Source organism: Acidovorax sp. BL-A-41-H1, from assembly GCF_051942715.1.
Map to the genome: position 1 here is coordinate 137,501 of NZ_JBPVJQ010000004.1, position 20,710 is coordinate 158,210.

A 20,710-nucleotide genomic window follows, 5' to 3' on the forward strand; every position below is an offset into this window, starting at 1 on the left:
ACCGCATGCTTACAAAAAGTAGGAGCCCGCAAGGGTGACTGCGTACCTTTTGTATAATGGGTCAGCGACTTACATTCAGTGGCAAGGTTAACCGAATAGGGAAGCCGTAGAGAAATCGAGTCCGAATAGGGCGAATCAGTCGCTGGGTGTAGACCCGAAACCAAGTGATCTATCCATGGCCAGGATGAAGGTGCCGTAACAGGTACTGGAGGTCCGAACCGACTAGTGTTGCAAAACTAGCGGATGAGCTGTGGATAGGGGTGAAAGGCTAAACAAACTTGGAAATAGCTGGTTCTCTCCGAAAACTATTTAGGTAGTGCCTCAAGTATTACCGTCGGGGGTAGAGCACTGTTTAGGCTAGGGGGTCATGGCGACTTACCAAACCTATGCAAACTCCGAATACCGACGAGTACAGCTTGGGAGACAGAGCACCGGGTGCTAACGTCCGGACTCAAGAGGGAAACAACCCAGACCGCCAGCTAAGGTCCCTAAAATTGGCTAAGTGGGAAACGAAGTGGGAAGGCTAAAACAGTCAGGATGTTGGCTTAGAAGCAGCCATCATTTAAAGAAAGCGTAATAGCTCACTGATCGAGTCGTCCTGCGCGGAAGATGTAACGGGGCTAAGCCAGTTACCGAAGCTGCGGATTTGCAATTTATTGCAAGTGGTAGGAGAGCGTTCTGTAGGCCTGTGAAGGTGTCTGGTAACGGATGCTGGAGGTATCAGAAGTGCGAATGCTGACATGAGTAGCGTTAAAGGGGGTGAAAAGCCCCCTCGCCGTAAGCGCAAGGTTTTCTACGCAACGTTCATCGGCGTAGAGTGAGTCGGCCCCTAAGGCGAGGCAGAGATGCGTAGCTGATGGGAAACAGGTCAATATTCCTGTACCGATCAATAGTGCGATGTGGGGACGGAGAAGGTTAGCTCAGCCAACTGTTGGATATGTTGGTTCAAGCCTGTAGTCGTGCCTGGTAGGCAAATCCGCCGGGCTTAGATGAGGGGTGATAACGAGTCTGCTTGCAGACGAAGTGAGTGATACCCTGCTTCCAGGAAAAGCCACTAAGCTTCAGCTATTGACGACCGTACCGCAAACCGACACTGGTGCGCGAGATGAGTATTCTAAGGCGCTTGAGAGAACTCAGGAGAAGGAACTCGGCAAATTGATACCGTAACTTCGGGAGAAGGTATGCCCCAAGTAGGTGAACCTGTACAAGGCGAGCCCAACGGGGTTGCAAAAAATCGGTGGCTGCGACTGTTTAATAAAAACACAGCACTCTGCAAACACGAAAGTGGACGTATAGGGTGTGACGCCTGCCCGGTGCTGGAAGATTAAATGATGGGGTGCAAGCTCTTGATTGAAGTCCCAGTAAACGGCGGCCGTAACTATAACGGTCCTAAGGTAGCGAAATTCCTTGTCGGGTAAGTTCCGACCTGCACGAATGGCGTAACGATGGCCACACTGTCTCCTCCTGAGACTCAGCGAAGTTGAAATGTTTGTGATGATGCAATCTCCCCGCGGAAAGACGGAAAGACCCCATGAACCTTTACTGTAGCTTTGTATTGGACTTTGAACAGATCTGTGTAGGATAGGTGGGAGGCTTTGAAGTGAGGTCGCTAGATCTCATGGAGCCAACGTTGAAATACCACCCTGGTGTGTTTGAGGTTCTAACCTAGGTCCATTATCTGGATCGGGGACAGTGCATGGTAGGCAGTTTGACTGGGGCGGTCTCCTCCCAAAGCGTAACGGAGGAGTTCGAAGGTACGCTAGTTACGGTCGGACATCGTGACGATAGTGCAATGGCATAAGCGTGCTTAACTGCGAGACTGACAAGTCGAGCAGATGCGAAAGCAGGACATAGTGATCCGGTGGTTCTGTATGGAAGGGCCATCGCTCAACGGATAAAAGGTACTCTGGGGATAACAGGCTGATACCGCCCAAGAGTTCATATCGACGGCGGTGTTTGGCACCTCGATGTCGGCTCATCTCATCCTGGGGCTGTAGCCGGTCCCAAGGGTATGGCTGTTCGCCATTTAAAGAGGTACGTGAGCTGGGTTTAAAACGTCGTGAGACAGTTTGGTCCCTATCTTCCGTGGGCGCTGCAGATTTGAGGAAGCCTGCTCCTAGTACGAGAGGACCGGAGTGGACACACCTCTGGTGTATCGGTTGTCACGCCAGTGGCATTGCCGAGTAGCTAAGTGTGGAAGAGATAACCGCTGAAAGCATCTAAGCGGGAAACTCGTTTCAAGATGAGATCTGCCGGGGCCTTGAGCCCCCTAAAGAGTCGTTCAAGACCAGGACGTTGATAGGTCAGGTGTGGAAGCGCAGTAATGCGTTAAGCTAACTGATACTAATTGCTCGTGCGGCTTGACCCTATAACTTTGATTGCCAACGCAAGTAATTGCGATAAGCTCAAAGATTGTTATGCCAAGTTGACGCAGTCAAAAGACACAAAAATCTGATTCCAAACTCTATGAATTCGTTGTGTTGCTCCCAGAGCAGCCCGACACCAAGTTATGCCTGATGACCATAGCAAGTTGGTACCACTCCTTCCCATCCCGAACAGGACAGTGAAACGACTTTGCGCCGATGATAGTGCGGGTTCCCGTGTGAAAGTAGGTCATCGTCAGGCTCTTACAGCCCAAACCGCCCTTCTGCTCGTTCGAGTAGAAGGGCGTTTTGCTTTGCGGGTCTGAAAAGTGAATCAGCAATTAGTTCTACTGGTTCATGTGATCGCGTTCTGAAGATTGAGGCAGCGCGTGTCTGCCTGATGGGGACCTTCCCCCCGCTCAGCTCTCCAGCCTTCTTCCTTCCGAAAACACCAGCAGCTCTCCAGGCTCGAATGCCGTCCACGTTTCGTTCGTCGTCAGCGGGCTCGTCACAATGACCGCAACCCGGTCGCTCGCGCCCGTGTACTGCGCAAAGTCCAGAGCAATGTCTTCGTCGCTCAGATGCGCCTGACCAAATGGGTGCCTTCTCTCCAGGTAGTACAACTTGGTCGAGGCGTGGCTCCACAGCGCTTGGCCGTTAGACAGCAGGTAGTTGAATGTGCCCTGGGGCCTCAGATGCGCCGTCAGCTCACGCAGCGTCAATGTCAGCTCCGAGACGCTTGGCACCGTCGCGTGCGACTTCGACAGTTCCTGCATCAGCCAGCAAAACGCATGTTCACTGTCTGTATCGCCCACGGGGCGAAACTGCCCGTGAAGTCTGGGCCTTTTCGTCCCCAAGTCACCGTTGTGCGCAAAGACCCAGTACCGGCCCCACAGCTCGCGCACAAACGGATGGCAGTTCTCCAGCTTCACTTCGCCTTGCGTTGCCTTGCGGATATGGGCGATGACGTTGCGACTTTTGATGGGATACCGTTTGATCAGGTCCGCCACCGGTGAGTCGACCGCTGGCAAATGGTCCACGAAGTGGCGTACGCCCTTGTCCTCAAAAAAAGAGATCCCCCAGCCATCGCTGTGATGGTCGGTTCGCCCTCCCCGCTGAGCGAATCCACTGAAGCTGAACGTAATGTCCGTCGGAACGTTGCAGTTCATGCCGAGCAGCTGGCACATGTCGCTCTCCCTCTTCCGTAATCTGTAAACCCTGTTGGTATGCGCGTCGATGGTAGCGGCATCGCCATTTCAGACGCTGAATGATGAGGACTACCCGGCTCCAATCAGCGTAGCGCGTACGCTTTGCCAAGCAGCGTCCAGGCCCTTGCCACACTCATAACCGACGCGAAACGGTATCTGCTGTACGTCCCGACGCTCGCAGGGGCACGCCCAGCAATTGATCGAATGCCCCTGCGCGAAAAGGGCCCCAATCGTGCGAATGCGAAAACCACAGCCGACCGGACCTGCGCCACGTCCACTGGCTCAGTGCTTGCTACCGGCGGAGGCCGTTGCGTCCTTCGCTGACGGTCGCAGCTGCCACGCAGCCACCAGTGCCAACCCGCACAAGAATGTAAGCATCAAAAAAGTCTCACCAAACGCCGCAATGCCTGCGGCATTACTCGCTACGTCTGACAGCACAGCGCTGTGCGCGCTCAGGCGCCATTCCAAAACGATTCCGCAGAGACTCACCCCGGTGGCGCCGCCCAGCATTCTTACGAAGCCGATGGTGTTCGAGCCTTGCGAGATCAACGAGCGATCCAGCGGTCGCATGGCACCCAGATTGAGCGATGGAAGGATGAACCCAAGACCGATACGGCCGAGGATGACAAGACCTACCAGCATCCACAGAGATGTTCCGAGACCCACAAACACCACGAGCCCGAACGAAAGCGCCAGCAGGGCCAGGCCGACCGACACCAGCGCGTGGGTGGGTTGCCGATCCGCGAGCCTGCCCACCCAGGCAATGGTGAGCGCCAGCACGAACCCAGCCGGCAACATCAGCGTGCCCACATGCGATGCAGAAAGCTCCAGGCCCAACTGAAGGAACACGGGCAACAGATACGTAGAACCGAACAACGCCGTGCCGTAAATGAAGGCCACGATACTGCCCATGGTGAACTGCCGGCACTGGAACAGGCGAAAGTCCATCAGCGGCTTGCGGCCGTGCACAAGCTGCCTGCGTTGCCAGGCAATGAATCCAGCCAACGACAACACTGCACCCAGTAGCAAAAAACCGGCGTCAAGACGTGACCCACCATGCAGTGCAACCAGGCCGTTGAGCAGGCACAAAGTACCTGTTGCGCCCAGCAATAGCCCGCGCCAATCGAGGCCCTCCCCATTGCGGTTGGCCTCGACACCGCCGGGCGCAGTCGTCGGCACGAAGCGGTATGCGAGCGCGATCGACAGCAAGCACAACGGTACCACCATGAAGAAGATGGACCGCCAGCCAAACCAGTCCACCAGCAGTCCACCGATGCTGGGTCCTACCGCGGGAGCGAGCACCACGCCCATGCCAAAGATACCGCTGGCGCGACCCTGTTCGTGCGGGCGGAAGGCATAGAGGATGATCACGGCCGGGATGGGCTGCACCACACCAGCAGCCAGCCCCTCTGCTACGCGGGCGGCCAGCACCAGCCCGAAATCCCGCGCAAACCCACCGGCAACGCCCCCAGCCAGCAAGAGCAGTATGGCCCCACGTACGTCGCGCGGTAGCCGTAACGGGACAGCAGCCAAGGGGTGGTGAGCATCGACACCGTAGTGGCCACCATGAACCCGGAGGTGACCCACTGGGCGCGCTCCTGTCCCAGCGCGAAGAAGTGGCTCATGTCCGGGATGGCCACGTTGACGATGGTCGATGACATGATGGAGGCCATCGTCCCGACCATCACCGACAGCAGGACCAGCCAGCGGTAGCGCTCGCCGTAGCGCTCACGCAGTACCGCCAGTGACCCCGCGCGGTCTGTCATCGCAACGTGACTCCGGCCAGCGCAAGCGTTGACAGGTCCGGCCTCAGCAGGCGCCCGCGAACCGTTGCAACAGGCAGCAGGCGCAGAGGTACGCTCAGCTGCGTTCCGACCACAGCTTGCCGCCGGTGGCCCAGTTCTCACGCTTGATGTCGGTGATCAGGATGTCCACCGACTCAGGGGAGCCGCCAAGAACCTCCACCGACACGCGGGTGATCTCTTCCACCAGCTTGCGTTTTTGATCGACCGTGCGGCCTTCCATCATCTCGACGTGGTACGTGGGCATAGGATCTCCTTGAATGAACCGAATGGCAGCGCGACGCCCGCCAGGCGCCGCGTGAAGGCACGCATCATATCGACGGATGATCCTTGGCGCTGCCTGGGCCCGGGGCGTTCCCAACCACGCCGCACTGCCTGCAGATGCACCGCGTGCCGATTTCACTGGAGGGCAATGCCGCCAGCGCCTGATCGCTCACCGTGACGTTCATGCACCAGCACGACTCGGGCGGCAGCCCGGCGGCCATCGCGCACCCGTTGGGGCGGTGGCACAGCGGGCAGAGCGAGGGATCGGTGGGGAGTGTGGCGTCCATGGCGAGGGTTGTACCCGTGGGGTTCCAAGAAGATCAGTCTACGAGGTACCGGCCACGGTAGCGCAATGGCGCCAGCGCTACCACATGTCCCTCACCAAGGGCAACGTCGACGCACCGGCCGAGACCCAGTCGAACAAGTAAGGAGCCGCCTATGCCACCCCAAGACAGCACCACGCCGAAAACACCGCACAGCCGACTAACTTATCCGCCGGTTCAAGCAAAAAAAGCTACCAGCGCATGTTGAACATGCGCTGGTAGCTATCGATCAAATAGCAACCGAGGGGGATGCCCCGACTTCACGAAAAGTGGCGTGACGTCTGCAGCCCCCGGTCACCTAAAGATCTTGCGACATCAGCCGCCCGATGCCTTCACCTTCAGGCGCCACGCGTGCAGCAGCGGCTCGGTGTAACCACTGGGTTGCTCCATCCCCTTGAACACAAGGTCGCACGCGGCCTGGTAGGCCATGCTAGTCTCAAAGCGGCCCGCCATCGGCTTGTACAGTGGGTCGCCGGCGTTCTGGCCGTCCACCTTGGCGGCCATGCGCTCAAAAGTCTCGCGCACCTGGGCTTCGGTCACCACGCCGTGGTGCAGCCAGTTGGCCATGTGCTGGCTGCTGATGCGCAGCGTGGCGCGGTCTTCCATCAGGCCCACGTCGTTGATGTCGGGCACCTTCGAGCAGCCCACGCCCTGGTCCACCCAGCGCACCACGTAGCCCAGGATGCCCTGGGCGTTGTTGTCCAGCTCCTGCTGCTTTTCAGCGTCGCTCCAGTTCGGCGCGGCGGCCACGGGTACCGTGAGCAGACCGGTCAGCAGGTTGTCGCGCTCGGCGTTCACGTCGGTCTTTTCCAGCTCGATCTGGATGTCGCTCACCTTCACCTGGTGGTAGTGCAGGGCGTGGAGCGTGGCGCCGGTGGGGCTGGGCACCCAGGCGGTGTTGGCGCCCGCCTTGGGGTGACCAATCTTCTGCTTGAGCATCTCGGCCATCAGGTCGGGCATGGCCCACATGCCCTTGCCGATCTGCGCCTTGCCGCGCAGGCCGCAGCTCAGGCCCACCAGCACGTTGTTCTTCTCGTACGACTGGATCCAGGCGCTGGTCTTCATGTCGCCCTTGCGCACCATGGGGCCGGCGTGCATGGCGGTGTGCATCTCGTCGCCGGTACGGTCCAGGAAGCCGGTGTTGATGAAGGCCACGCGGCTCGACGCGGCAGCGATGCAAGCCTTGAGGTTGACCGACGTGCGGCGCTCTTCGTCCATGATGCCCAGCTTGACGGTGCTCTCAGGCAGGCCCAGCAGCTTCTCCACCCGGCCAAACAGCTCGGCGGCAAAGCCCACTTCGGCCGGGCCGTGCATCTTGGGCTTGACGATGTAAACGCTGCCCTTGCGGGAGTTGCGGATGCCGTTCGCTCCACGGCCCTGCAGGTCGTGCAGCGCGATGGTGGTGGTCACCACAGCGTCGAGGATGCCCTCGGGGATCTCGCGCTGCGTACCCTGCGCATCCGTCCAGAGGATGGCCGGGTTGGTCATCAGGTGGCCTACGTTGCGCAGGAACATCAGCGAGCGGCCGTGCAGGCGCACTTCGCCGCCCGCAGGGCCGGTATAGATGCGATCGGGGTTCAGGCCGCGCGTGAACGTCTGGCCGCCCTTGCTGACCTGCTCGGTCAGCGTGGCCTGGATGATGCCCAGCCAGTTGCTGTAGCCCAGTACCTTGTCTTCGGCGTCCACAGCGGCCACCGAGTCCTCCAGGTCAAGGATGGTGGACAGGGCAGCTTCCAGCACGAGGTCGCTCACGCCGGCAGCGTCGGTCTTGCCGATGGCGGTGCTGCGGTCGATCTGGATATCCAGGTGCAGGCCGTTGTGCTCGAGCAGCACCGACGAGGGTGCTGCGGCGCTGCCCTGGTAGCCCTTGAACTGCGATGGGTCCTTCAGCCCTGTGCTGCTGCCGTTGGCCAGCGACACAACGAGCTGGCCAGCCTCGACCTTGTAGCCGGCCGAATCCTTGTGCGAACCGGTGGCCAGCGGCGCGGTGTCATCCAGCACCTGGCGTGCAAACGCGATCACCTTGGCGCCGCGCACGGGGTTGTAGCCCTTGCCCTTTTCAGCACCGTCGGTCTCGGGGATGGCGTCGGTGCCGTACAGCGCGTCGTACAGGCTGCCCCAGCGGGCATTGGCGGCGTTCAGTGCGTAGCGGGCGTTCAGGATGGGCACCACCAGCTGCGGGCCGGCCTGCGTGGCCAGTTCGTCGTCCACGTTGGTGGTGGTGGCCTTCACGTCGGCAGGCTGGGGCACCAGGTAGCCGATCTTTTCAAGGAAGCTGCGGTAGGCCACCATGTTCTGGATGGGGCCGGGGTTGGCCTTGTGCCAGGTGTCCAGCTCGGTCTGCAGGCGGTCGCGCTCGGCCAGCAGGGCGATGTTGCGCGGGGCCAGGTCCGACACGATGGCGTCAAAGCCCTTCCAGAAGGCGGCCGCGTCAATGCCCGTGCCGGGAAGTACCTTGTCTTCGACAAAGCGGTACAGGGAAGTGGCCACTTGCAGGCCGTGGACGGAGGTGCGATCGGTCATGGAGAGCCTCTGGATAGGAAAGATGAAAAGGGTCTGCACGCCACAGGGCGGGAGTGGGATCACTGTATTGCAAATCTTTGACCACATAAATATGGCGAAAAGCTGGAAACCAGTGACTTATTCGCAAAAGTCGTGGAGATGGACCGCCATATTCGAGGTGAACAGACGTGGCGACTTGCGCCGCAAGCATCTAAATAGAAGCTATTTGCTATTGAAATGATAGCTTTCAAGGCAAATATAGCGTGCGCTACAGGCACTTTTTGCTTGAAACCGACGTGAAACAGGCCTGCGGAGCCCTCCGCTGCCGCCACGGGCAATTGCCACCCCGAGCGGGCTGCGCGCCCCGGGACGGCGCGCCGGAAAACGCCCGCCCTGTCCGCATAATTGGTGCCCATGGACAAACTCAAGGCCTTCGAATCGTTTGTGTCGGTGGCCACCCGGGGCAGCCTCACGGCCGCCGCCAAGGCCGAGGGCGTGGCGCCCGCCATCATGGGGCGCCGGCTCGATGCGCTGGAGGAGCACCTGGGTGTGAAGCTGCTGGTACGCACCACGCGGCGCATCAGCCTTACGCACGAGGGCAGCGCGTTTCTGGAGGATTGCCAGCGCCTGCTGTCCGACGTGGCCAATGCCGAGGCCAGCGTGTCTGAAGGCGGGGTGAAGGCCACCGGGCACCTACGCATCACCGCGCCTGCCGGCTTTGGTCGCCGCCATGTGGCGCCCCTGGTGCCGCGGTTTCGCACGGCCCACCCGGATGTCACGATCTCGCTCAACCTGAGCGACCGGGTGGTAGACCTGGCTGGCGAAGGCTTTGACTGTGCCGTGCGCGTGGGGGATCTGCCCGACTCATCCCTGGTGAGCGTGCGCATTGCCGACAACCGCCGCCTGTGCGTGGCCACGCCCGCCTATCTGCAGCGCCGGGGCACGCCGCGCCACCCGAGCGAGCTTTCGGGCCACGACTGCCTGACGCTGTCGAGCGAGGCATCGCAAACGCGCGGCTGGGCCTTCAGGATGCCGGTGGCGGGCAGTGCGGGCCCCGACGGCGCGCCGCGTGCCACCGAGGTCATGCACCTCAAGCCCGGCGGTCCGCTCGATTGCTCGGACGGGCAGGTGCTGCACGACTGGTGCCTGGCCGGCTACGGCATTGCCTGGCGCAGCACCTGGGAGGTCGAGGCCGAGATTGCCGCCGGGCGGCTGGTGGCGGTGCTGGAAGACTTTGCCGCGCCGCCCAACGGCATCTACGTGGTGTTTCCCCAGCGCAAGCACATGCCGCTGCGGGTGCGGCTGTGGATCGATTTCCTCAAGCACCACTACGCGCAGCCGGCGTTCTGGCGGGGTGCCTGATGGTGCGTGCATGGCACCTGCAGTCCGGGCGCCCATGCCCTGCCACCGCGCGACTGGGGGCCTATGCCTGAGCCCACACTCCTGGTTGCAGACGACCACCCGCTGTTCCGTGCCGCGGTGCTGCATGTGCTGCGCGAACGGCTGCCGCACTACCGCGCGCTGGAGGCCGCAAGCGCCGCCACCCTGGGGCAGATGCTGCAGGAGCAACCGGACATCGAGCTGGTGCTGCTGGACCTGAGCATGCCCGGCACGCGCGGTTTCTCGGCGCTGCTGCATGTGCGGGGCGAATACCCGGAGCTGCCCGTGGTCATCATTTCGTCCAACGACCACCCGCGCGTCATCCGCCGCGCGCAGCAGTTCGGCGCCGCAGGGTTCATCCCCAAGTCAGCCCCGGCCGACGCCATGGGCGACGCCATTGTGTCGGTGCTGGATGGCGGCAGCGGCTTTCCGCCGATCGCGGCCGAACGCTCCGAGGCCGATGACGAACTGGCCGCCCGCCTGGCGCAGCTCACGCCCCAGCAGTTTCGCGTGCTGCTGTGCCTGGCCGACGGTCTGCTCAACAAGCAGATTGCTGCCGCGCTGGGTCTGGCGGAGAACACGGTGAAAGTGCATGTCACGGCCATCCTCAAGAAGCTCAGGTGCTACAGCCGCACACAGGCAGCGGTGCTGGTGAAAAGCCTGGACACCGAATCCACGGCCTGAACGGTAAGCGATTCCACGGGATGCCGTGGCGAACGCTCTGCTCCAAGACGTGCTAAAGCGGAAGGAAGGTGTACACGGCGTCGAAGGGGTACTTGCCGTTGGTGCGTTCTGAATGGACGTGCAGGCCGTCCTCCTTCGCCAGACCGTCCATCTTGAACGCGCCGAACGAGGCTTTGAGGCGTGCGCTGAACGCGTGGTCGCCAGGCTTGTAGGTGCCTTTGACGATGAACGAGTCGCCGGTGGCAAAGCTGTCCATCGCGGCACGCCCCGTGAACCGGCCCCCCGCGCTTTGCCAGAAGATGTTTTTATCGGCCGTGAAGCACAGGTAGCTCCAGCCTGTTGCCGTCTTCGTCTCGTACACGCCGTCGAAGCGCACGCCGGATGTGCATTGGCTGGGGGCGCCCGGTGCCGGGACGGTCACCGACGGCGCCTGGGCTTCGCTGCCGTCCGCAAGGTACAGCACATGGCCTTCAGGATCGAACACGTGCACGCCATGCTCCTGGGCGATGGCGCGCAGTTGCTGTAGCCGCTCGCTGTCGAACTCGCGCAGTTCGAACGTCATCGCGAACACCGGGCCGACAGGCCGGTTGTGGTCAAAGCCTTCGTACCAGACAGCGCTGCCGGAGCCGTTTGCGGGCCAGGTTCGCAAAACATGATCAAAGAAGGCTGCCATGCGCTCGGTCGGTGCCTCTTTTTTGTCTTGCCACTTTTCAACAAAGTCTGCAGCTGCGTCTGCGTTCTTCACGCGCGGCGCGTCCATCGCGTACAGAATGGCTTCGCTCATCGTCTTCCCTCCGTTGTGGTGTGCTTCGTTACCGCCATCGTGTCATGCGCACGGCACGGATGTCCATTGAGCATGCGCTGACTCGGTATCGGATGGAAACCCTTGTGCTGCGGGCGCCGCCCGCGCCTCTCGCAAGTCCCTCTTGGGTCGAGAGGGCGCCTACGGTGTGTTGCTTTCGCGGAGCCGTAGCAGTGTCTGGCGCATCAATGCCCGCAGCGCCGGCGCCCGCACCGGCTTGGCCAGAAAGCCCCAGCCGCGTTCGGCGGCCTGGCGGCGCAGGGTGGCGTCGCGCTCGGCGGTGACGAGGATCACGGCGGGCGTCTGGCCCCAGCGCTCGCACAGTTGCACGAACACGTCGGGGCCGTGGTGGGAAGGGCTCAGGTGCACGTCCAGCAGGACCAGCCGGGGTGCCTGGCCGGGCTGCGCAGCGGTCAGTGCCTCGGGTGCGCCGCCGGCCAGTGGTACCTCGCAGCCCCAGCGCTCCAGCAGTGCGCGCGTGGCAGCGCAGGTGGGGTTGTCGTCTTCAATCACCCAGGCGCTGGTGCCCAGCAGCGGGGTTTCGTCGGATGACTGTTGTACCGTAGCGGGCGCTGGTGCGGGCGCCACCGCAGCAACATCGCCCAGTGGCACGCACACCCAGAATACGCTGCCGCGCCCCAGGTGCGAGCGCAGGCCGATCTCGTGGTCCAGCAGGCGACCCAGGCGCTCCACGATGGCCAGGCCCAGGCCTGCGCCGCGGTCATCGGCCCGGCCTTCGTCCAGGCGGCGGAATTCTTCAAAGATCTCGCGCTGCAGCGCCTCGGGAATGCCGGGCCCCTGGTCGTGCACTTCGATGCGCAGGTGGTCGCCGGCCACACGCTTGACCCGTCTGCAGCCCACCACGATGCGGCCGCGCCGGCTGTAGCGGATGGCGTTGGAGACAAAGTTCTGCAGGATGCGGCGCAGCAGGTTCTCGTCGGTGCGCACCACAGCGCGCGTGGGTATGCAGGCCAGCTGCAAGCCCTGGCTTTCGGCCAGCACGCCGAAGTTGTGCCCCAGCACCTGCAGCAGCGGGCCCAGGGCCACGTCGTGGATGTGCACGTCGAACTGGCCTGACTCCATGCGCGAGATGTCCAGCAGGCTGCCCAGGATGGCATCCTGCGCGGCCAGTGCGCCGTCGATGCTGTCCACCGCGTGCCGCTCGGCGTCGGCCAGCGGATGGCCGCGCAGCAGCGAGGTGAACATGCGGGCGGCATTCAGGGGCTGCAGCAGGTCGTGCACGGCCGCTGCCACAAAGCGCGTCTTGGAGCGGTTGGCCTGCTCGGCCTCGCGCCGGGCAGCATCCAGGTCGCGGGTGCGGTCGGCCACGCGTTGCTCCAGCGCATCGGCCAGAGACCGCAGTTCGCGCGCGGCGTTCTTGTAGCTGGTGATGTCGGCGTAGCTGGTCACGAAGCCGCCTTCGGGCAGCGGGTTGCCCCGGATTTCCAGTACCGTGCCGTCGTCCTTGGCGCTCTCGTGCAGGTGCGGGGTGCCGCTGCGCAGGTGGGCCAGGCGCCGCCCGATGGCCTCGTCGACCGGGCCAGGCCCCAGCAGCCCGCGCCGTGCGTTGTGGCGCAGCAGGTCTTCAATGGGCTGCCCCACACGCATCAGGTCGCCCGGAAATCGGAACAGCTGCACGTAGCGGGAGTTCCAGGCCACCAGCTTGAGCTGGGCATCGACGATGACCACGCCCTGCGGCAGGTGTTCCAGGCTGCGCGAGAGGCCGGTGTCTGCTTCACGGGCCGCCTGCACGATGCCGTCCTGTGCGGTGCGCAGCTCCTGCGCGTGCTGGTGCAGCACGGTCTCCAGCTCCTGGCGGCTGCGCTGGCGCAGGGCCGACAGCCTCTGGCGCTGGCGCACAAACAGGACCAGCAGGGCGAGCGCCAGCCAGCCTCCTGCCCCGGCCGCAGCGGCCCAGCGGCTGTCGGTCACGCTGCTGCGGGTGTCGTGTAGCAGGTGCAGCTGCCACGGGGTGCCGGGCAGAGGCTGCGTTTGCCACAGCACGCGGCCGGGCAGGGCGGGCACATCGGGCGCCCGCACCCGCACCAGGCGGCCGCCGTTGTCCATGGGCTCGTCCACCTGGTAGACCAGGGGCCGCAGTGCCTGGTCGGCGTATTGCCGGGTGGCCGTCAGTTCGCGCTGCTCCGCGTCAGACAGCGGCTCCAGCAGCCGGTAGCGCCAGGCATCCTGGCTGGCCAGGAACACCACGCCATGCGCGTCCGATGCCAGCACGATGTCCGGCGTTTGCAGCCACTCGCGCTCCAGTTCCTGCAGGGCAATCTTGATGGCCACCAGCCCCAGCGTGCGCCCGCTGTCGTCGCGGATGGCCTGCGACAGGAAGTAGCCGGGCTCGCCCGTGGTCACGCCAATGCCGTAGAAGCTGCCGCGCCCCTGTGCCAGCGCCTGCTGCACATAGGGGCGAAAGCTGTAGTCCACGCCCACGTTGCTGGTGGCGGTGCGCCAGTTGCTGGCGGCCACGGCCAGGCCTTCGCGGTTGAGCAGCGTGAGGGTGGACGACTGGCTCGCACCGCTGGCCTGCTCCAGCTTGTGGTTGAGCTGCGCCACCTCTGCCGGCGCCAGCGGGCGGCTCAAGGCGTCGCGCAGCTGCGCGTCTAGGGCCAGCACCTCGGGCAGGGTGCGGTAGCGGTCAATGCGCTGCGCCAGCGCCTGGCCGTACAGGGCCAGCTGGCGCTGCACGCTGTCGCTTTCCTCGTGCAGCGACCGCTGCCATGCCCACTGGCCGACGGCGTACATGCTGCCGGCCATGCCGGCGAGCAGGATCAGCACGGTCCAGAACTGGCGCAGGCGCGAGGGGGTCATGGCGGGGCGTGCAACGGGGGTGAAGGGGAGGTGCGCGATCAGGCGAAAAACGGCGGGTTGCCTGCAGGAGGCCGGCCGCCAGTGTGCAGGAGCGGGCAGGTAGGGCCGCTGTGGATGCTGCGTATCCATCCGTGACGGGCTAGGTATTTACCCTGATTTGGCATTGCGTGGCGCCTATGGCGGGCGCTGTGACTAATACCAATAGGTTATCGGCACCGAGCAGGGTGCGGCGGTACAAACGGCACCCCACACGCACCCTGGTGGTGCTGTGCAAACCGATTTTCCGGAGACATCCATGCACGTTCCTTCCGCCCCTGCCGCTCACGCCGAACGGCTGCCTTTTTACCGCCAGCTATATTTTCAGGTGGTGCTTGCCATCGTCCTGGGTGTGTTGCTCGGGCATTTCGAGCCCGCGTACGGCGAGGCGCTCAAGCCGCTGGGCGACGCTTTCATCAAGCTGGTGAAGATGATCATTGCGCCGGTGATCTTTTTGACCATCGTGACCGGCATCGCGGGCATGTCGCAGCTGAGCAGCGTGGGCCGGGTGTTCGGCAAGGCCATGGCGTACTTCCTGTTCTTCTCCACGCTGGCGCTGGTCGTTGGCCTGGTGGTGGCCAACGTGGTGCAGCCCGGCGCAGGCATGAACATCAATGTGGCCGACCTGGACCAGACAGCCGTGAAGAGCTACGTGGCCAAGTCGCACGAGATGACGCTCACCGGCTTTGCGATGGACATCATCCCCAAGACGCTGGTCAGCCCCTTTGTGGGCGACAACATCCTGCAGGTGCTGCTGGTGGCCGTGCTGTTTGGCGTGGGCCTGGCGATGGTGGGCGATGCCGGCCGGCCCGTGCAGCATTTTCTGGAAGCGCTGACGACGCCCGTCTTCAAGGTGGTGGGCATCGTCATGAAGGCCGCTCCCATCGGTGCGTTCGGCGCCATGGCTTTCACCATCGGCAAGTTCGGCCTGGGCTCGCTGGTCAACCTGGCGTGGCTGGTGGGCTCGTTCTACATCACGTCGCTGCTGTTCGTGCTGGTGATCCTGGGCTTCGTGTGCCGGCTGTGCGGGTTTTCCGTGCTCAAGCTGTGCCGCTATCTCAAGGCCGAGCTGATGCTGGTGCTGGGCACCTCGTCGTCCGAATCCGCCCTGCCATCGCTGATGGAAAAGATGGAGAAGGCGGGCTGCAGCAAGTCGGTGGTGGGGCTGGTGGTGCCCACGGGCTACTCGTTCAATCTGGACGGCACCAACATCTACATGACGCTGGCGGCGCTGTTCATTGCGCAGGCGACCAACACCGAACTGACGCTGGGGCACCAGATTGCACTGCTGCTCGTCGCCATGCTGTCGTCCAAGGGCGCTGCCGGGGTGACGGGCGCAGGCTTCATCACCCTGGCCGCCACGCTGGCCGTGGTGCCGGAGGTGCCCGTGGCGGGCATGGCGCTGATTCTGGGCGTGGACCGCTTCATGAGCGAATGCCGATCGCTGACCAACTTCATCGGCAATGCCGTGGCCACCGTGGTGGTGTCGCGCTGGGAAAACGCGCTGGATACCGAGCGCCTGGATGCCGCGCTCGACGGCCAGCCGCTGCCGTTGGCTGTGTCCACTGCGTCTGCCCCGGTGTTGCCTGCAGAGGTGTCAGTGGGGGCTATGGCCCGCACCGCGGCCTGACCGGTTTTTCAGGATTCCCCGCGAAACGGCGCAGGTCCCACGGCCTGCGCCGTTTTTTGTGTCCCTGGTCAGATGTCTTGGGCCGCCGTGGACAATGGCGGCAGATCCCGCCGTTGTGGGCGTGAGCCACTGCGCTCCGCCCGGCCCCCAAGGAACCTGACCATGACCCTCGAAGCCATCCTGGCCGCCCTGCACCTTCTGGCCATCCTCACCTTTGTCGTCTTCCTGTCAAGCCAGGCGGCGCTGTGCCGCATCGAATGGCTCAACGCCGCCGTGGTCGAACGCCTGGGCCGGCTGGATGTGATCTATGCCGTTGGAGCGGTGCTGATGATTGCCAGCGGTATTGCCCGCGTGGTGTGGGGCGTGAAGGGACCGTCGTGGTACATGTCGCAGCCGCTATTCCACGTCAAGATGACCCTGGTGGTGGCCATGGCCGTGCTGTCGTTCTGGCCATCCATCGCGTTTCGCCGGTGGCGGCGTGACTTGCGCGCCACCGGGGCGCTGCCCCAGGCTGCCGAGGTGGCTCGGGTGCGCCGCCTGGTGATGGTGCAGTCGCATGTGCTGCCGGTGGTGGCCATCATTGCGGTGTTCTGGACGCGGGGCTGGTAGCCACCACCGAAACGGTTTCAGCCAGGCAAAGACAAAAGCCGCCGGGCCTTGCGGGCCGGCGGCTTTCTTGTGTGGGTTGGGCGCTAGGTGGCTTACTTCTTGAGGCACTCGCTCATGAACGCCTTGCGTTCGTCGCCCTTGAGTGTCTTGGCCTTTTCGTCGGCGTTGCAGGCCTTCATCTTGTCCTGCTGGGTGGCGGGCTTGTTCTTGAGGCATTCGCTCATGAAGGCCTTGCGCTCGTCGCCCTTGAGTGTCTTGGCTTTTTCGTCGGCGTTGCAGGCCGCCATCTTGGACTGCTGCTTGGTCGGTGCGGCTGCCTTGTCTTCTGCAGCGTGGGCGGCAGTGCCCAGCGAAAGTGCCAGGCCAACGGCCAACAGGGAAAGAAGCTTGCTCATGGAATCTCCTGGAGTGGATACGTTATGGGGGGACCCGCCGGCATTGCACCATAGAACCCTGCACCGGACAACGTCGGCAAGCCCGCCTGCTTTGACGCGCGGCAGAGCTGGTTTCACGTTGATCGGCGCGTTTTTGTTGCCGACGTGGGCGCTTTGTGAAACATGGCCAGCGCGCGCTGCAGCTTGTAGGGGTTGTAGCCCAGCCCGTCCAGCGCGACCACGACATCGCCCCCGCGTTGCCAGCGCTGCAAGGCCTGGGAGACGGCTTGCAGCGCCGAAGCTCTTTCTGCCGTGCGCAGCCTGACCATGATGCGGTCCTCGTCCAGCCGTACGCGTTCCATGGCGCTCCAGGGAATCGGCTCTGGGTCTTCCTGCCGCAGGTCGGTGATGCCGGTGTGATCGATCACGACGGCAGGCTCCCGGTTTCTGTGCGCCTCCAGCGCCGAGTTTCCCAGCGTCCATGCGATGCAGAAAGTGCAGAAGGCACTCAGCGAAAACAGGGCGGTGAAAAGCCGATTATCCAGTGCGACCGCCAGAAAAATCGCATACACGGTGCAAGCCGCCATCACCGCGGCAAACGGCACCGTGAACCACTGCGTCCAGCGGCGTCGGTACATCACGATAGGCTGGGATGGCATACGCAATTTCCTTGTGAATGGGCGCTGTCGTGCATTGTGCCGCTGGCTCTGGCGAAGGCCGCGGTGGCCGCCCCGTAAAATTCGCCGATGCTTACCGCCAAAAATGAATTGCTCGCTGCGCTGGCAGCCGAGCTGGAAGTCCTGTCCGAAGGCGCTGGCGCCAAGGCAGCATTCGAATCCCCCAAAGTGGCTGCCCATGGCGACTTTGCCTGCACTGCTGCCATGCAGCTGGCCAAGCCGCTCAAGCTCAACCCCCGCGCGCTGGGCGAACAGCTCAAGACCGCGCTGGAAGCCACCCCCGCGTTTCAGCGCTGGGTCGATGCCATCGAGATCGCAGGCCCCGGTTTCTTGAACATTCGCCTCAAGCCCGCCGCCAAGCAGCAGATCGTGCGCGAGGTGCTGGCCGCCGGTGGGCAATTCGGCTACCAGGGCGGCAATGGCAAACAGGTGCTGGTCGAGTTCGTGTCGGCCAACCCCACCGGCCCGCTGCACGTGGGCCATGGCCGCCAGGCCGCACTGGGCGATGCCATCTGCAACCTGTTTGCCACCCAGGGGTGGAAGGTGCACCGGGAGTTCTATTACAACGACGCGGGCGTGCAGATCGACACGCTGACCAAGAGCACCCAGCTGCGCGCCAAGGGCTTCAAGCCCGGCGACGACTGCTGGCCCACCGACAGCGACAACCCGCTGGCCAAGAACTTCTACAACGGCGACTACATCGCCGACATTGCCGAGGCGTTCAAGGCCAAGGCCACCGTCAAGGCCGACGACCGCGAGTTCACTGCCAATGGCGACGTGGAAGACTACGACAACATCCGCGGCTTTGCCGTGGCCTATCTGCGCAACGAGCAGGACAAGGACCTGCAGGCCTTCAACCTGAAATTCGACGAGTACTACCTCGAATCCAGCCTGTACACCAGTGGCCGCGTCAAGGCCACGGTGAACAAGCTGGTGGCCAACGGCAAGACGTATGAACAGGACGGCGCGCTGTGGCTCAAGAGCACCGACTACGGTGACGACAAGGACCGCGTCATGCGCAAGCAGGACGGCACGTACACCTATTTCGTGCCCGACGTGGCCTACCACATCGCCAAGTGGGAGCGCGGTTTCACCAAGGTCGTCAACATCCAGGGCACGGACCACCACGGCACCATCGCCCGCGTGCGCGCCGGCCTGCAGGCGGCCGATGTGGGCATCCCGCAGGGCTACCCTGACTACGTGCTCCACACCATGGTGCGCGTGGTCAAGGGCGGCGAAGAGGTCAAGATCAGCAAGCGCGCGGGCAGCTACGTCACGCTGCGTGACCTGATCGAATGGACCAGCAAGGACGCGGTGCGCTTCTTCCTGCTCAGCCGCAAGCCTGACACCGAATACACCTTCGACGTGGATCTGGCCGTGGCCCAGAACAACGATAACCCGGTGTACTACGTGCAGTACGCCCATGCGCGCATCCAGTCGGTGCTGCGGGCCTGGCAGGAGGCGGGGGGAGGCGACGTGGCTTCGCTCAGCGATGTGGACCTTTCGGCGCTGGAGGGCCCACAGGCCCAGGCCCTGATGCTGCAGCTGGCCAAGTACCCCGAAATGCTGACCGCCGCAGCGGATGGCGAGGCCCCGCACGACGTGACCTTCTACCTGCGCGACCTGGCCGCCAGCTACCACAGCTACTACGATGCCGAGCGCATTCTGGTGGATGACGAGGTGGTGAAGAAAGCACGCCTTGCGCTGGTCGCGGCCACCGCACAGGTGTTGCACAATGGCCTGGCTGTGCTGGGCGTGTCGGCCCCAGCCAGAATGTAAGCAACCACTATCACCATGAAAAAGCAACAGACGGGCGGGACGATCATCGGCTTCATCGTCGGGGTCATCGTGGGCCTGGGCGCCGCGCTGGCCGTGGCCGTGTACGTGACCAAGGTGCCGGTGCCGTTCCTCAACAAGAGCAGCGGCCGCGCGGCGGACATGGACGCGGCCGAGTCCAAGAAGAACAAGGACTGGGACCCCAACTCGCCGCTGTATGGCAAGAACCCGGCACGTCCACCCGCTGCGGCCGTGGCAGAGGGGACGGCAGCTTCTGCGCCCGCCACTGCACCTGCGCCCGAAACCCGCGCTGCGGCGTCGGCGGCCAAGCCTGCGGCCAGCAAGCCCGAGGCCGCCAAGGCAGAAACCAAGCCCGGCGCAGATCCGCTGGGCGACCTGGCAGTGGCCAAGGCGGCGGCGGCAGGCAACGTCGACCCGTTTGACTACTTCGTGCAGGCAGGAGCTTTCCGCACCCAGGCCGACGCCGACGCCCAGCGTGCCAAGCTGGCCATGCTGGGCTGGGAAGCCCGCGTGAGCGAGCGCGAGCAAAACGGTCGCCAGGTCTTTCGCGTGCGCGTAGGCCCCTTCACCAAGCGGGCCGATGCCGAGCACATCAAGGAGAAGCTTGATGGCGCCGGGGTCGAGTCGGCCCTGGTGCGCGTGCAGCGCTGACCCTGTCGGATGAACTTTTTTACGGGGGCCGTCTCCCACACCGCAGACCCAAACAGGAGAGTCTTTGTCATGAAACGCCGTGAGTTTTCTTTGTCTGCCGCCTCTGCGGTGGCTGCTACCGCCCTGACGCTGCCCGTGTCCACCACGGCCCTGGCCCAGGCCCGCCAGTTCAAGGAGGGCAAGGACTACAAGCGCCTGGACAAGCCCGTGGCGCCCGACGCCCCGGCCGGCAAGGTCGATGTGATCGAGTTCTTCTGGTACAGCTGCCCCCACTGCAACTCGTTCGAGCCATCGCTGGAAGCCTGGGTCAAGGCCGCACCCAAGGACCTGAGCATCCGCCGCGTGCCTGTGGCCTTCAATGCCAGCTTTATCCCCCAGCAAAAGCTGTACTACGCCCTGGAAGGCATGGGCAAGCTCGACGAAATGCACGCCAAGGTGTTCCGTGCCATCCACGTCGAGAAGCAAAAGCTTGCCAAGGACGACGAAATCTTTGCCTGGGTGGCCAAGCAGGGCGCCGACGCGGCCAAGTTCAAGGAGGTCTACAACTCCTTTACGGTGTCCAACCAGATCCGCCGCGCATCGCAGCTGCAGGATGCCTACGGCGTCGAAGGCGTTCCGTCGATGGGCGTGGCCGGCAAGTACTACACCGACGGCACCATGGCCGGCAACATGCAGAATGTGCTGCAGGTGGTCGAGCATCTGGCGGCCACGGCACGCAAGGGCTGACGGCGCCTTGTCCGCTCGGTCCTGCTGCAGGCTGATTGCAGCCACCTGACGACAGCCCGCAC

Annotated in this window: 15 protein-coding genes, 2 rRNA genes and 1 pseudogene (1 of these 18 only partly in view); 9 read left to right on the plus strand and 9 right to left on the minus strand. The window is 63.4% G+C overall.

The genetic code is table 11. The features are described 5' to 3' along the window. Positions 1-2,368: ribosomal RNA gene (locus ACTPOI_RS09650) — 23S ribosomal RNA — on the plus strand; it begins 511 nt to the left of the window's first position. Between the two features lie 144 nt (positions 2,369-2,512). Then, positions 2,513-2,625: ribosomal RNA gene (rrf, locus tag ACTPOI_RS09655) — 5S ribosomal RNA — on the plus strand. Positions 2,626-2,782: 157 nt separating this feature from the next. Here the strand turns inward: rrf and ACTPOI_RS09660 are convergent. The 5 genes and pseudogenes from ACTPOI_RS09660 to ACTPOI_RS09680 form a co-directional block, all read right to left on the minus strand. Beyond that, entirely contained in the window at positions 2,783-3,550 is a 768-nt protein-coding gene (locus tag ACTPOI_RS09660) for a class II glutamine amidotransferase (protein WP_440108413.1), read from the minus strand. 303 nt (positions 3,551-3,853) lie between these two features. Next, positions 3,854-5,337: pseudogene (locus tag ACTPOI_RS09665) on the minus strand (DHA2 family efflux MFS transporter permease subunit). Positions 5,338-5,431: 94 nt separating this feature from the next. Beyond that, positions 5,432-5,620: a 4-oxalocrotonate tautomerase gene (locus ACTPOI_RS09670; protein WP_440108414.1), complete on the minus strand. Its 189-nt coding sequence runs from the start codon at positions 5,618-5,620 to the stop codon at positions 5,432-5,434. A gap of 64 nt (positions 5,621-5,684) precedes the next feature. Further along, positions 5,685-5,924, minus strand: coding sequence for a cysteine-rich CWC family protein (locus ACTPOI_RS09675; protein ID WP_440108415.1), 240 nt, complete (start codon positions 5,922-5,924; stop codon positions 5,685-5,687). Positions 5,925-6,275: 351 nt separating this feature from the next. Further along, positions 6,276-8,483, minus strand: a complete 2,208-nt coding sequence (locus ACTPOI_RS09680; protein WP_440108416.1) for a malate synthase G — start codon at positions 8,481-8,483, stop codon at positions 6,276-6,278. A gap of 393 nt (positions 8,484-8,876) precedes the next feature. Between ACTPOI_RS09680 and ACTPOI_RS09685 the strand changes: the two genes are divergently transcribed. Together ACTPOI_RS09685 and ACTPOI_RS09690 are read left to right on the plus strand one after the other, a co-directional pair. Further along, positions 8,877-9,824, plus strand: a complete 948-nt coding sequence (locus ACTPOI_RS09685; RefSeq protein WP_440108417.1) for a LysR family transcriptional regulator — start codon at positions 8,877-8,879, stop codon at positions 9,822-9,824. Between the two features lie 63 nt (positions 9,825-9,887). Beyond that, entirely contained in the window at positions 9,888-10,526 is a 639-nt protein-coding gene (locus tag ACTPOI_RS09690) for a response regulator (protein ID WP_440108418.1), read from the plus strand. Positions 10,527-10,578: 52 nt separating this feature from the next. On the opposite strand, the gene ACTPOI_RS09695 is transcribed toward ACTPOI_RS09690, so the two are convergent. Then, positions 10,579-11,310 (minus strand): hypothetical protein, encoded by a 732-nt coding sequence (locus tag ACTPOI_RS09695; RefSeq protein WP_440108419.1) that lies wholly within the window; start codon positions 11,308-11,310, stop codon positions 10,579-10,581. A gap of 159 nt (positions 11,311-11,469) precedes the next feature. After that, complete coding sequence (locus ACTPOI_RS09700; RefSeq protein ID WP_440108420.1) at positions 11,470-14,148, minus strand: hybrid sensor histidine kinase/response regulator; 2,679 nt, start codon at positions 14,146-14,148, stop codon at positions 11,470-11,472. A gap of 295 nt (positions 14,149-14,443) precedes the next feature. Between ACTPOI_RS09700 and ACTPOI_RS09705 the strand changes: the two genes are divergently transcribed. Both ACTPOI_RS09705 and ACTPOI_RS09710 read left to right on the plus strand, forming a co-directional pair. Next, complete coding sequence (locus ACTPOI_RS09705) at positions 14,444-15,814, plus strand: dicarboxylate/amino acid:cation symporter (RefSeq protein ID WP_440108421.1); 1,371 nt, start codon at positions 14,444-14,446, stop codon at positions 15,812-15,814. 162 nt (positions 15,815-15,976) lie between these two features. Then, positions 15,977-16,423, plus strand: a complete 447-nt coding sequence (locus ACTPOI_RS09710; RefSeq protein ID WP_440108422.1) for a DUF2214 family protein — start codon at positions 15,977-15,979, stop codon at positions 16,421-16,423. Between the two features lie 92 nt (positions 16,424-16,515). Here the strand turns inward: ACTPOI_RS09710 and ACTPOI_RS09715 are convergent, their stop codons facing one another. After that, on the minus strand, positions 16,516-16,818 hold the full coding sequence (locus ACTPOI_RS09715) for a PsiF family protein (protein WP_440108423.1): 303 nt from the start codon (positions 16,816-16,818) through the stop codon (positions 16,516-16,518). Between the two features lie 113 nt (positions 16,819-16,931). Then, positions 16,932-17,456, minus strand: a complete 525-nt coding sequence (locus ACTPOI_RS09720; protein WP_440108424.1) for a hypothetical protein — start codon at positions 17,454-17,456, stop codon at positions 16,932-16,934. An 87-nt stretch (positions 17,457-17,543) separates the two neighbouring features. Here ACTPOI_RS09720 and argS point away from each other — a divergent pair, with 87 nt between their 5' ends. The 3 genes from argS (at position 17,544) to ACTPOI_RS09735 (ending at position 20,648) form a co-directional block, all read left to right on the plus strand. Then, the gene (argS, locus tag ACTPOI_RS09725) at positions 17,544-19,253 is read left to right on the plus strand and encodes an arginine--tRNA ligase (protein ID WP_440108425.1); all 1,710 of its coding nucleotides are present in this window, start codon (positions 17,544-17,546) and stop codon (positions 19,251-19,253) included. 15 nt (positions 19,254-19,268) lie between these two features. After that, on the plus strand, positions 19,269-19,922 hold the full coding sequence (locus tag ACTPOI_RS09730; protein ID WP_440108426.1) for an SPOR domain-containing protein: 654 nt from the start codon (positions 19,269-19,271) through the stop codon (positions 19,920-19,922). A gap of 69 nt (positions 19,923-19,991) precedes the next feature. Beyond that, positions 19,992-20,648: a thiol:disulfide interchange protein DsbA/DsbL gene (locus ACTPOI_RS09735; RefSeq protein WP_440108427.1), complete on the plus strand. Its 657-nt coding sequence runs from the start codon at positions 19,992-19,994 to the stop codon at positions 20,646-20,648. The last annotated feature ends 62 nt before the right edge of the window (positions 20,649-20,710 follow it).

Bases quoted from the DNA above. Each gene is read 5' to 3' on its own strand.
- ACTPOI_RS09660 (WP_440108413.1), bottom strand. From the start codon at position 3,550: ATGTGCCAGCTGCTCGGCATGAACTGCAACGTTCCGACGGACATTACG.
- ACTPOI_RS09670 (WP_440108414.1), bottom strand. From the start codon at position 5,620: ATGCCCACGTACCACGTCGAGATGATGGAAGGCCGCACGGTCGATCAA.
- ACTPOI_RS09675 (WP_440108415.1), bottom strand. From the start codon at position 5,924: ATGGACGCCACACTCCCCACCGATCCCTCGCTCTGCCCGCTGTGCCAC.
- ACTPOI_RS09680 (WP_440108416.1), bottom strand. From the start codon at position 8,483: ATGACCGATCGCACCTCCGTCCACGGCCTGCAAGTGGCCACTTCCCTG.
- ACTPOI_RS09685 (WP_440108417.1), top strand. From the start codon at position 8,877: ATGGACAAACTCAAGGCCTTCGAATCGTTTGTGTCGGTGGCCACCCGG.
- ACTPOI_RS09690 (WP_440108418.1), top strand. From the start codon at position 9,888: ATGCCTGAGCCCACACTCCTGGTTGCAGACGACCACCCGCTGTTCCGT.
- ACTPOI_RS09695 (WP_440108419.1), bottom strand. From the start codon at position 11,310: ATGAGCGAAGCCATTCTGTACGCGATGGACGCGCCGCGCGTGAAGAAC.
- ACTPOI_RS09700 (WP_440108420.1), bottom strand. From the start codon at position 14,148: ATGACCCCCTCGCGCCTGCGCCAGTTCTGGACCGTGCTGATCCTGCTC.
- ACTPOI_RS09705 (WP_440108421.1), top strand. From the start codon at position 14,444: ATGCACGTTCCTTCCGCCCCTGCCGCTCACGCCGAACGGCTGCCTTTT.
- ACTPOI_RS09710 (WP_440108422.1), top strand. From the start codon at position 15,977: ATGACCCTCGAAGCCATCCTGGCCGCCCTGCACCTTCTGGCCATCCTC.
- ACTPOI_RS09715 (WP_440108423.1), bottom strand. From the start codon at position 16,818: ATGAGCAAGCTTCTTTCCCTGTTGGCCGTTGGCCTGGCACTTTCGCTG.
- ACTPOI_RS09720 (WP_440108424.1), bottom strand. From the start codon at position 17,456: ATGCCATCCCAGCCTATCGTGATGTACCGACGCCGCTGGACGCAGTGG.
- argS (WP_440108425.1), top strand. From the start codon at position 17,544: ATGCTTACCGCCAAAAATGAATTGCTCGCTGCGCTGGCAGCCGAGCTG.
- ACTPOI_RS09730 (WP_440108426.1), top strand. From the start codon at position 19,269: ATGAAAAAGCAACAGACGGGCGGGACGATCATCGGCTTCATCGTCGGG.
- ACTPOI_RS09735 (WP_440108427.1), top strand. From the start codon at position 19,992: ATGAAACGCCGTGAGTTTTCTTTGTCTGCCGCCTCTGCGGTGGCTGCT.